10 protein-coding genes are annotated in these 12,185 nt (G+C 44.3%); 7 read left to right on the plus strand and 3 right to left on the minus strand.

Annotated features, from left to right (window positions below):
• The first annotated feature begins 70 nt into the window (after nt 1–70).
• Nucleotides 71–2,668, plus strand: coding sequence for a phosphoenolpyruvate synthase (gene ppsA / locus ASD24_RS01155; RefSeq protein WP_056690242.1), 2,598 nt, complete (start codon nt 71–73; stop codon nt 2,666–2,668).
• Nucleotides 2,669–2,793: 125 nt separating this feature from the next.
• Here the strand turns inward: ppsA and ASD24_RS01160 are convergent, their stop codons facing one another.
• Nucleotides 2,794–3,426, minus strand: a complete 633-nt coding sequence (locus ASD24_RS01160; RefSeq protein ID WP_056690246.1) for a class I SAM-dependent methyltransferase — start codon at nt 3,424–3,426, stop codon at nt 2,794–2,796.
• 201 nt (nt 3,427–3,627) lie between these two features.
• Between ASD24_RS01160 and ASD24_RS01165 the strand changes: the two genes are divergently transcribed.
• Entirely contained in the window at nt 3,628–4,146 is a 519-nt protein-coding gene (locus ASD24_RS01165) for a GNAT family N-acetyltransferase (RefSeq protein WP_056690249.1), read from the plus strand.
• On the opposite strand, the gene ASD24_RS01170 is transcribed toward ASD24_RS01165, so the two are convergent.
• Nucleotides 4,130–4,984 carry a helix-turn-helix domain-containing protein gene (locus tag ASD24_RS01170; protein ID WP_056690252.1) on the minus strand — a complete coding sequence of 285 codons (855 nt, stop codon included), beginning with the start codon at nt 4,982–4,984 and terminating at the stop codon, nt 4,130–4,132. The genes ASD24_RS01165 and ASD24_RS01170 overlap by 17 nt on opposite strands.
• A 98-nt stretch (nt 4,985–5,082) precedes the next feature.
• Here ASD24_RS01170 and ASD24_RS01175 point away from each other — a divergent pair, with 98 nt between their 5' ends.
• Nucleotides 5,083–8,262 (plus strand): glycoside hydrolase family 2, encoded by a 3,180-nt coding sequence (locus ASD24_RS01175; protein WP_056690255.1) that lies wholly within the window; start codon nt 5,083–5,085, stop codon nt 8,260–8,262.
• Nucleotides 8,263–8,373: 111 nt separating this feature from the next.
• Here ASD24_RS01175 and ASD24_RS01180 read toward each other — a convergent pair whose 3' ends face one another.
• Nucleotides 8,374–8,943, minus strand: a complete 570-nt coding sequence (locus tag ASD24_RS01180; protein ID WP_082560224.1) for a TetR/AcrR family transcriptional regulator — start codon at nt 8,941–8,943, stop codon at nt 8,374–8,376.
• 283 nt (nt 8,944–9,226) lie between these two features.
• Between ASD24_RS01180 and ASD24_RS01185 the strand changes: the two genes are divergently transcribed.
• The 4 genes from ASD24_RS01185 (at nt 9,227) to rbsD (ending at nt 12,177) form a co-directional block, all read left to right on the plus strand.
• Nucleotides 9,227–9,667: a nuclear transport factor 2 family protein gene (locus ASD24_RS01185; protein WP_056690257.1), complete on the plus strand. Its 441-nt coding sequence runs from the start codon at nt 9,227–9,229 to the stop codon at nt 9,665–9,667.
• A gap of 248 nt (nt 9,668–9,915) precedes the next feature.
• Complete coding sequence (locus ASD24_RS01190; RefSeq protein WP_056690260.1) at nt 9,916–10,905, plus strand: LacI family DNA-binding transcriptional regulator; 990 nt, start codon at nt 9,916–9,918, stop codon at nt 10,903–10,905.
• Entirely contained in the window at nt 10,898–11,776 is an 879-nt protein-coding gene (gene rbsK / locus ASD24_RS01195) for a ribokinase (protein ID WP_056690263.1), read from the plus strand. The genes ASD24_RS01190 and rbsK overlap by 8 nt, the downstream gene beginning before the upstream one ends.
• Nucleotides 11,776–12,177 (plus strand): D-ribose pyranase, encoded by a 402-nt coding sequence (gene rbsD, locus ASD24_RS01200; RefSeq protein ID WP_056690266.1) that lies wholly within the window; start codon nt 11,776–11,778, stop codon nt 12,175–12,177. The genes rbsK and rbsD overlap by 1 nt, the downstream gene beginning before the upstream one ends.
• Nucleotides 12,178–12,185: the final 8 nt, after the last annotated feature.

The raw sequence follows: 12,185 nt of genomic DNA on the forward strand, positions 1-12,185 counted from the left end.
ATTAATTTATCATGCTGATTAACTCTTGTCAAATATTTTTTTCAAAATAGGCGGATTGGAGTGAGGCTGAATGAGTTTGTTCGTTCTCGATTTTCAGGAAATGCACACAACACAGCTTATACTTGTTGGCGGTAAAGGGCTAAATCTAGGGAAGCTATCCACAGTAGAGGGAGTTCATGTTCCTGATGGATTTTGTGTGACTACACGTGCATTCCAACTAGCGCTTGAACAAAACGATACGTATCCTACTTTGCTGAAGCAACTGGCGATGCTAACTCTACAGGATCGCACAGAGATCGGTGAAGTAAGTCTGAAGCTTCATCAAACGATTATGGATACAGCAATACCTTCCGATGTAACGCAGGAAGTTATAAGCCACCTGTCTAAGCAGGGCATGGAACAAGCTTATGCGGTACGTTCTAGTGCTACTGCTGAGGATTTACCTCATGCTTCATTTGCTGGGCAACAAGATACGTACTTAAACATCATTGGACAAGACGCAATCCTTCATCACATTCGGAAATGCTGGGCGTCACTGTTTACCGAACGTGCAGTCTTTTATCGTATACAAAATGGATATAATCACACGCATGTGTATTGCTCTGTTGTCGTACAGAGAATGATATCTCCACAGGCTTCTGGAATTATGTTCACGGCTGATCCGGTCACATCCAATCGCAATGTAATATCCATCGACGCTAGTTTTGGGCTAGGAGAAGCGCTGGTCTCAGGTATAGTCTCCGCTGACAATTACAAAGTCCAAGGAGACCACATTGTCGATAAAATGATCAGCACGAAAAAGCTGGCGATCTATGGCCTAGAAGCTGGAGGAACGGAAACACGGCAGATCGAGCCTGATCAGCAGAGATACCAAACTCTTACGGATCAACAAATGATACAACTGGCACACATCGGCAGACAAATCGAGACTTATTTTGGTTGCCCACAAGATATTGAATGGTGTCTGGCTGAGGATACCTTCTATATTGTACAGAGTCGCCCCATCACGACGTTGTTCCCAATCCCTAAGGTCGATGATGCGGACAATCACGTCTATCTATCTGTGGGTCATCAGCAGATGATGACCGATGCCATCAAACCATTAGGCCTATCCTTTTACCTGTTGATTACACCTGCGCTGATGCGTAAAGCCGGAGGGCGATTATTTGTGGATATTGCACCGATGCTGTCTTCAACAGCTGGCAGGCAGACTTTATTGAATAATTTAAGCTCCGATCCACTTATTGTAGGTGCGCTCAAGACAATCATCGAGCGAGATTTTATAACCGTGCTACCCAAAGACCATGCAGCAACACCGCCTGCTAGACGTAACACAGATACACTGCCGCCATTCGAGCCAGATTCCAATATCGTGTCTGAATTGATAGGGCGAAGTCAGACTTCGATCGATAATCTACAGCATAATATTCAAGATAAATCAGGAGTAGAGTTGTTGGATTTTATTTTGGAAGATGTGCAGGATCTGAAGAAGCATTTATTTGATCCGCAAAGTACGGCTGTATTTATGGCTGCTATTAATGCGACAGCATGGATTAATGAGAACATCAATGAATGGCTAGGTGAGAAGAACGTAGCGGATACGCTCACGCAATCGGTAGAGGGCAATATTACATCTGAGATGGGTCTGGCGTTGTTGGATGTCGCGGATGTGATTCGTCCTTATCCAGATGTGATTCATTATTTGCAGCAAACAGAAGATGATAACTTTCTAGATGAACTCGTTAAGCTGGATGGAGGACAGGAAAGCCTGGATGCAATCGAGCAGTTTCTGAGCAAGTACGGCATGCGATGTGCTGGGGAAATTGATATTACAAGACCTCGTTGGAGTGAAAAGCCATTAACACTGATTCCCATGATTCTGGGTAACATCAAGAACTTTGAGCCGCAGGCGGGTAAGCATAAATTTGAGCAAGGGCTGAAGGAAGCTTTAGAGAAGGAACAAGAGTTAATAAATCGCTTGAAGCAATTACCTGACGGGGAGCAAAAAGCTCATGAAACAAAGCAAAAGATCGACCTCGTCCGCAAGTTCATCGGTTACCGCGAATATCCCAAGTACGGCATTGTCAGTCGCTATTATATTTATAAGCAGGCTCTATTGAGAGATGCTGAACGACTCGTTCATGCTGGACTTATTCAGAACGCAGAGGATATATATTATCTTGCTTATGAAGAGCTGCACGAAGTTGTTCGCACAAACCAATTGGATCAGCAGATGATTGATCAACGGAAAGAGGACTACCGATTATATGAAAAGCTTACGCCTCCGCGTGTGATGACATCTGATGGTGAGATCATTACAGGGGAGTACAATCGTGAACATCTACCCGTGGGTTCGATTGCAGGTCTACCTGTTTCTTCAGGTGTAATCGAAGGAAGAGCACGAGTCATTTTGGACATGAATGATGTCGATCTGGAGGCTGGGGATATCTTAGTGACTTCGTTTACTGATCCTGGCTGGACGCCTTTATTTGTTTCTATACAAGGTCTAGTGACAGAAGTAGGCGGACTGATGACGCATGGTGCAGTCATTGCACGTGAATATGGGTTACCCGCAGTTGTTGGTGTAGAGAATGCAACCCAATTGATCAAAGACGGGCAACGAATTCGTGTGAATGGAACAGAAGGCTACATCGAAATACTTTCTTAACCACGAGCAGGTAATGAAGTGAGGCTAGCTGCTACGTAAGCTTTGAGTTATTGTTAAGATACAAAGGGCGGATACGTATGTTCATACGTTGTTCGTCCTTTTAACTATCACTTTTCTATATATGATTAGGCTAATTCATCTTTCTTGCATCGAATAAGCAAAAATGGGATCGAAGGTTTGTTTTTCATGATTTTATTAGGCTCTTCAATTTCATAGATTTCAATTTGTCCATATGCTCCGAATTCTTCTTGAATGGCTTCATCATCATAGAAAAACATCTTAAGCCCTTCCATGATCTCATAATAATTGTGATCGAGTTGTTGTCCTTGACCATACATCGGAGCTTTTGGGGAAACGGTTGTAAATACCATGTATCCATTAGGTTTTAATTGCTTGTAACAATTTCGAATAAACTGTTCTCGTTCCTGTCTGTTCAATAGATGAATCAGCGCATAGCAAAATATACCGTCGTACAGATGCTCATCAAATGGCATGTCGGTTACAGAGCCATGAGCAATCGGGAAATCAAGTCCCTGTTGCCTTGCTAAGTGGATGGCGGTTTCGGAAATTTCAATTCCGGTGACCTGGATTCCGGCATCAATGAAGGTTTTGGCATTTCGGCCATAGCCAACACCTGGGATGAGGATGTCTTTAACGTTATTTTCGAGGAAAAACGCCTTGGTTAGAATGCTCGATTCTGTAGGTTCGAATCCCCACATCGTTTGTTTGTCCGCAAAACTGGATTCCCAGAATTCCACGGTACAACCAGCTCCTTTTCTATTATAAGTATATAAAAGACATTTGAAATCCTTAATAACTCTAATATATCTATCGTTTTTTGTAAATAGCAAATTCTATACTTAATTATGTTGCATTTACAACAAAATTGATTTAAATTGATGATACAACTTTCATAGGTTTTATTTAATTTCATTATTTTGGTAAGGAGCGATTCATCCATGAGCGTGAAAATTACAAAGTGCACTCCTAACGAAGTGCTTCAATTTCAAGCAATCAGTATCGAAACGTTCCATGATACGTTTAAAGATCAGAATTCAGATGAGAATATGAGGGAGTATTTGGAGCGAGCGTTTCATATAGACCAATTAGAAAAGGAGCTGTCTATCCGCTCTTCACAGTTCTACTTCATCTATTTCCATGAAGAGCTTGCCGGATACTTGAAAGTTAATATGAACGATGCTCAATCCGAAAGTATGGGCGAAGAAGCGATGGAGATTGAACGAATTTATGTAAAAAAAGCATTCCAGAAGCATGGGCTAGGCAAACATTTGCTCAACAAAGCGATTGAAATTGCGAACGAACAAAACAAACACAACATCTGGCTTGGTGTATGGGAGAAAAATGAGAATGCGATCGCATTCTACAAGAGAATGGGATTTGTGCAACAGGGATCCCATTCATTCTATATGGGGGATGAGAAGCAGACGGACTTTATTATGGTCAAAACACATTCCTAGACGCCTTCCGATAGTTGGATGGAGTGACGCCAAAATGAGTGGCAAATTGCCGCGAGAAATAATCGGGTGAATGAAAACCAACAGATAGAGCAATCTCAGTGACGGGACGAAGCGTGTACTTTAACAGCTTCTCGGCTTGTTTCAAACGATGCTTCATCAGTGTGCCCATAATGGTATCGCCGACTTGTTCCTTGAACAAATGAGATAATCGCGAAGGAGATAGACACACGCGCTTACCTAGATCCTCAATAAGGAGTTGTCCTGTGTATTCCTGAGTTATGATGTTGAGTACTTCCTGTACGCGTGCGTCTAACGTCTTCTGCGACTGATTCTGGCTGGCGACTAACAAAATGACTTCTTCAAGCGCATTTAAGGTGAGCTCATCTCTCAACGCAGCATCTCCGTGTAATCGATAGGAGATCACTCTCCACAAGGCTGATTCAATCGCTTGTCGGGAATGCTCGTTAAGTAGATCAAGTTGAATTAAAGGCCCGTCTGTATTGCTAGTCGGCATCCAGTCGGCCCAGCTTAGGCGGGGAATAAAGTGAGCCCATAGTTTCTCCCAGACTTCCCCTTCTTCCGTAAAGTAATCCTGGATTGTGCCAGGAGATACCATGGTTAACGTCCCCGGTGTACAGCTTAAGTACCCTTTGCCTCCATTATTAATCCATCCTTGACCTGATAGAGTATAAATAATTAACCAGTCTTTGGTTCCTTGTTCTCGATAACAAGCGTAGCCATAGGGCTGGATGTAATGATCGGATACGAGAATTCCCGGAGGGTGTGTATACTGCTGCCTCGTCAATAACATAGCAGGATCGTTAGGGTTATTAGCCATATCCTCATTCCTTTCTGAGTAGCCCTTATTCTAAAATAATATACGAGAGTTACTTAGAATAAAAGCGTTGACTAAGATGTGGAATAGGAGTGAACTGCATGTCAGAGCAACATAAGGACAAGAGAATACTTCAACTTGCAGGAGCGTGGAGATATGCGCTTGACCCAGAGGATATCGGAGAATCAGAACAGTGGTACGATTCGTATATTCCAGGTTCAGGCGAGACCGTATCACTCCCAGGCACACTGACCATTAACGGAATAGGTGAAGCTGAGAAATGGGGAGATACAATGGATCGGGAGTCGATCCGATCTCTACGTCAGCGATATCGTTACATCGGAGCAGCGTGGTACGAAACTGAAATCGACATTCCTGCGGATTGGATAGATCGACGCTTCTTTATTTTTCTTGAACGCGTAATGTTTCAATCTACCTTATGGGTAAATGGAGAATTGGCTGGGCAGCAGGATAGTCTGTCAGCACCTCATGAATATGATGTGAGTATGCTTATACAACCTGGAACAGTAAACCGGTTTACGCTTCGGATCGACAATCGGGATGTTCAGAATTTGGGTACCCATTCGAGTGCCTATACGGAAGAAACGCAAACGATATGGAATGGCGTCGTTGGACGTATCGAGCTACACGCGTTAAAGGCTTACTGGATCAACAATGTGCATATACATCCTCGTCCCGATCTGCGCTCTGTTATCGTAAAGGGCACCTGTCATAATGCAACAGATACTAAGGTTCAGTTTCGATTAAACTTAAGGGCTTCGATTAAACAGGGAACGGCTCCGCATGTAGGGGATGAGACTAAAGAGGAATTGAATGTCCTTGCTTCATCCGCTCAGAACTTTGAATATGAATACCCTATGGGTGAAGATCCTTTGTTATGGGACGAATTCACGCCCAACTTGTATGAGATGAAGGTAGAAGGAAGCATTTTATTAGATGAACATACCCCGGTTCGCATCGTAGCACATCAAACCTTTGGTTTACGCTACTTCAATCGTGAAGGCAGAATATTAAAAATGAATGGTCGGGCAGTCTTCTTGCGAGGAACCTTGGAATGCTGCATTTTCCCACATACGGGTCATCCTCCAATGGACATTGGACCATGGCAGAAGATCTTTCAGACCGCTAAGGAGTACGGGTTAAACCACATTCGGTTTCACTCTTGGTGCCCGCCGGAGGTGGCATTTGAAGCAGCGGATCAATTGGGAATATACTTACAGATTGAATCACCGATGTGGATGGATACGTGGAATATGGCCGTTGGTACGCATCCAGAGCATTATACCTACTTACCGCAAGAAGCTCGTAGAATTGTGGAAGTGTACGGCAACCACCCTTCGTTCTGCATATACAGTAATGGCAATGAACTGAATGGTGATTTTGAGCTGTTGCATCAGATGGTTGAAGAGCTGAAAGTGAACGATGATCGACGATTGTACACGCTTACCACGAATTGGGATCGACCGCTTGATCCCGCAGATGACATTTTTATTGCCCAATCGGTTGATGGGATTGGTGTTCGAGGACAATATTTTCCTGAAAAGCTAGCCTTTTCGACAGACCTTGATTTTCGAGAAGCCGTAGCGGCACGGTCTGTTCCGGTCATCTCCCATGAAGTGGGACAGTACGCGGTATATCCAGACGTGCAAGAAATACCGAAATACACGGGTGCGCTACGTCCGGTAAACCTGGAGGCAATCCACGCAGACATGGAGACACGAGGATTAGCAGAGGATATTCGCTCCTTTGTACATGGTACGTGGATGTTTGCCCTGCAATTATATCGTGATGAGATCGAGGCTGCATTGCGCACACCGTATCTTGGAGGGTTCCAGTTGTTAGACTTGCATGATTTTCCAGGACAAAGCACGGCTACGGTTGGAATTCTAAATGCATTTTGGGAATCGAAAGGCTTGACCGAGCCGCATCAATTTCGTGAATTCTGTGCACCAACAGTGTTGCTGCTTCGTATGCCGAAGCGTATCTATACTGAAACGGAACCATTCCATGCGGAGATCAATATTTCTCATTTTGCCGCAACAGATATCCCGCCATCCTCCATCCAATGGGTCATTAAGAATGGTGATGGGCACATTCTTGACCAAGGCTTATTACAAACAGATACCATCCCGAATGGGTCAGGCCAACCACTAGGAGGTATAGTATCGTTGGCACCACAGTACATCAAGAAGAGTGACAGATTAACGATTTCACTAGAAATTTTAGGTGGCGATGTGCGAAATGAATGGCCATTTTGGGTTTACGAATCCCCAGAGAAGCATCGTGAATTGCCGCAGTCGATCATGGTGAAACGAAGTCTGGATGAAGAGATGGAACAGTATCTTACAGCAGGAGGGCATGTCCTGTTTCTGGCGCAAAAAGAGAAGCTGCAACATGCGAGCCCGGGGAAGTTCTATCCCGTGTTCTGGAGTCCGGCTCATTTTGCAACGGAGGCACCGTGCGGTATTATCGCTCACACGGATCACCCTGCATTGAACGGATTACCGATCCGAGAGTATGCGGAGCATCCATGGCAAGACTTGTTGGATCAATCCGTATCACTTGTAGTGAACGAAGGGATTCCATTCAACCCAATTGTTCAGGTCATTCCCAACTTCTATCACAATCGCAAGCTGATGAATCTTGCTGAATATAACGTCGGTCAAGGCAAGGTATTGATCTGCGGCATCAACATTGAAGATGATCTGCAGCATCGACCTGTTGCAGCCCAACTTCGTACAAGTTTAATCAATTATGTGTCAGGGGAGTCGTTTGAACCCACAGTAGGGATTGAACTGCATCAGCTTCGTCAATTACTTGCTGAGAGTGAGCAATCTGCCGAGGCAGCAACCGATTCTATGATTCTAGATGATGAGCTTGCACATATGAAGGTCGCATCCAGTGATAGCGAAGGCGATCGTCATGAAGCAATGTACGGAAACGACGGTAACAGTCAGACCTATTGGCAGGCAGAAGATGATGCGCCAGGTCACTGGTGGCAGGTTGACCTGCTACATGAACACTCTATTACACGAACGAAGGTGGAGTTTCATCAGGAAGGTAACTTCCTGTATGTGATTCAGGTTTCAAGTGATGGTCAACAATGGAGCGTTGTTTCGAATCAGACCGGTCAGACATCGACTGCAATGACGCGTGTAGACCGCTTTGAGGCGAAGGGAAGGTATGTAAGAATCGTGTATAACGGATTGCCCGGCGGGGTTAGAGCGGGACACCGCGCATTCGAAGTATATGGAAGGTAGTTAGCGAGAACATGAATTCCAAGAAAGAACGTCACGCTAGGGTGTCGTTCTTTTTCTCTTAAAATGACAGTAGCACCGTAATGAGACGGCAAAATAACGAAGAGGATAACCTTAGTTAATAACTTCGTTCCGCTTCAGTAACCCCCATAATTGCTGTGCAACATCATCCGCTGATATCGGCATATGATTCAGAATCCACCATTCAATAATACCGACAAAAGCCGAGGCCATGAATTGAGTAATCAGTTCTTTGTTATAATTTAGATTAACTCCTTCCATATGGATTTGTATGCTAATATGAGTTGTCGCAAGCTCCAGCATACGGTCGCGGAATGCGGGAATCCCTTTATTCGAGAGCATGGAGAAGTAAAATGTGTGGTTCTCTTCAAAATAGCGAATGACGGGAAGAAATGAAGATTCAATGAGATCGATGGTTTCTCCATTGGTATTCGTTGTCGTTGTTACTGCGATCATCTGATTCAAGTTTTCTTCAATGCACTTGTTCAACAGATCGTACTTATCACTGTAGTGAAAGTAAACGGTCCCTCGGTTAATATTTGCTCGATCAGCAATTTCGTTGATTGTAATAACCTCAAAGTTCTTCTCAGCAATTAAAGAAACAAAGGATTGAAAGATTGCTGCCTTTGTTTTTGCAACTCTTCTGTCCATTTTGACCTCCATCAGACCAACCTCCAGATAAGATATCTAACATGTCAGCCCATTACGTTGGATATCCAACATATTGGACTAGATTAACGATTGAATAGATTCGTATAGCTCATATAATAGTCAATAAGCGTTAGTTATTCAACAAATGTTGGATTAAATAATAAGCGAACAATGACGAGAATAGAAAGGATGACCGGTAAAGATACCCTTGTAATATCGAGCGAAATGAATTGGATATAAGGGTCAGATAACAACGAATTATAGAACTTATAACCTATCCGAGGGGGAAAACAACATGTCACTGGAAATACTACAAGCAAAGTCAGACCTGAGAGATCTCATTGATTCTTACGCAACATTAACTGATGCCAAAAAGGTCTCGGAACAGATGTTATTATTTACGACAAATGCTCGATTTAAAGTGTACTTCGGAGATCAGTTGGTATCTGATGTGACTGGCACCAAACAATTAGAGGAAGAGTTCAACGGTCACGTTGCACTGGTTAAACGTTACTTTACCGCTAATGCACAGCATGTTGTGCGAGTAGATGGGGACTCAGCAACAGGGGTTGTATTTTCACAAGTGAAGATGGTGAGGGATGAGGAGGGACAAGAAGTGTTAACGGATTATAGTGTGCAATATCATGATGTATATATTCGCCAAGACGAGAAGTGGTTCATTCAGGAACGGAAGTCGCATTATATCATTGCGGAAGCAAGAGCATTACAAGGGTAAAGGATAAGGGGAAATTCCAAAATGGCAGGGTCGTGTTAAGCGCGAGCTTGTCATTTTGGCTTTAAATTCGCAGCGGTATGTGGCTTAGTTTTGAGTAAACAGATAATGATCTAGTCATTCGCAGTAAGCATGGTTTAAGACACTCACTCGACTAACTGGGATTAATTTCTAATGTTAAAATGCTTGTCAAATGAAAAAAAATATGATAATTTATGTCTGTAACCGGTTACACATAAGGAGAACAGATGATGAAAACGATCAAAGACGTAGCGAATCTGGCTGGCGTATCAGTAGCCACCGTATCAAGAGTCATTAATGACAGGGGTTATGTTCATGCGGATACTCGCAAGAAAGTGGAAGATGCCGTGAAGGCGCTTAACTTCTCCCCGAATGAAGTAGCTCGCTCATTATATAAACGTAAGTCCAAACTGATTGGCCTGTTGCTGCCCGATATTGCAAACCCTTACTTTCCACAACTTGCTCGCGGTGTAGAGGATCGGATGCAGGAGCAGGATTACAGACTGATATTCGGAAATAGTGATGAGGATGAACGGAAGGAGCAGGATTACATCCAGACGTTCATTCAGAATAACGTGGTTGGTGTAATCTCTTCAACGAACTACCCTCATTCTTCAATATATGAAAATCTGAAGATTCCTGTGGTGTTTCTCGATAGAACCTCATTAGATCGACCTTCTGTGTATGCGGACGGTAGAGAAGGGGGAAGGCTAGCAGCTAAGGAGATCATCAGACGGGGGAGCTGCAAGATAACGGTTATGCAGGGACCAACACATATTCGCCCAGCCCAAGATCGTTTCGAAGGTGCAATTGAAACCATTCGTGCGGCGGGGCTTGATTACCGGGTTATCCAGACAACCTCATTTTCGTTTAACGAGGCAGGGGTGTGGGCTGAAGAGTTATTCAAGAAATATGCCGACACGGATGGAATAATCGCCAGTAATGACATTGCTGCGATGGCCGTGCTACATGAGGCGGCGCGAATTGGAAGGAAAGTTCCTGATGATGTACAAGTCATTGGGTTTGACGATATTCCGATGAGTGGTCTATTGTCGCCAGCGTTGTCCACCATTCGGCAACCGGCATATGAGATGGGTAGAGAAGCGGCGGGATTACTTATCAAGCTTGTGGAACAAAATGCGATCGAGAATAAAAACATACAGTTGCCTGTTGGATTCATTGAGCGGGGGACAACGAGAAAGGTGAGAACAGATGGCTAAAATTTGCGTGATTGGTAGCAGTTCTATGGATTTAGTCGTTACTTCTTCAAGAAGACCAGGAGCGGGTGAAACCGTTCTTGGCGAGAGCTTCAAAACAGTCCCTGGCGGCAAAGGAGCGAATCAAGCTGTTGCTGCTGCCAGATTAGGAGCAGAGGTGTATATGATCGGGCGGGTAGGTGAAGATACTTTCGGTACAGACATTTTGAACAACTTTGAAGTAAATGGTGTTAATACGCAAAATGTGAAACCGGTTACACATTTAGAAAGTGGAACGGCTCATATCATTCTTGCGGAAGGTGATAATAGTATTGTCGTTGTTGAGGCGGCCAATCGTGAAGTCACTCCCGCATATGTCGATGAGGCGGTAGATGTTATCCGTAATGCTGATATCGTATTGATCCAACAAGAAATTCCTGAGGAAACGGTGGTTCACGTTAGTGCACTGTGCGCGAAGTTTGGAACTCCGCTGTTATTGAATCCAGCACCCGCAAGAACGATATCGCAAGAGGTCATTGACAATGCCTCCTACATTACGCCGAACGAACATGAGGCGGAAATATTGTTCCAAGGTGTCAGCCCGGCAGAGTCGCTGCGGCAGTATCCCAATAAATTGTTTATTACAGAAGGCAGCAAGGGAGTCCGTTATTATGATGGTGAAAAGGAAGTCCTTGTGCCAACGTACCAAGTGAAGGCCGTTGATACAACTGGCGCGGGAGACACATTCAATGCCGCATTTGCAGTCGCTCTGGCTGAAGGCAAGCCGTTACAAGATAGCATTCGCTTCGCTAATCGAGCGGCCTCATTGTCTGTGACCAAGTTCGGAGCGCAAGGCGGAATGCCAACGCGAGCGGAAGTGGAGGAGAGTCTGTAATGAAAAGACATGGCATACTCAATAGTCACATTTCCAAAATACTCTCGGATCTCGGTCACACGGATCTGATTGCGATTGCGGATGCCGGGCTTCCCGTACCGGAAGGAGTCCGCAAGATTGATCTAGCTCTGAAGCTGGGAACACCCAGTTTTCGTGAAGTCGTAGAGACGATTGCGGATGATATGGTCATTGAAAAGGTTATTGTGGCTGAAGAGATTCGGGAGGGAAACCCCACGGCGCTGCAATTTATGATAGACAGATTCGGAGAGGACAACGTGGCTGTTTCCGTCAGTCATGAACAATTTAAGGTGTTAACCGGGCAGGTAAAAGCAGTCATTCGCACTGGTGAAGCTACGCCTTATGCTAATTGCATTTTACAAGCAGGAGTCCATTTTGGTTAAAAAGGAGG

This window comes from Paenibacillus sp. Root52 (assembly GCF_001426865.1).
Classification (GTDB): Bacteria; Bacillota; Bacilli; order Paenibacillales; family Paenibacillaceae; genus Paenibacillus.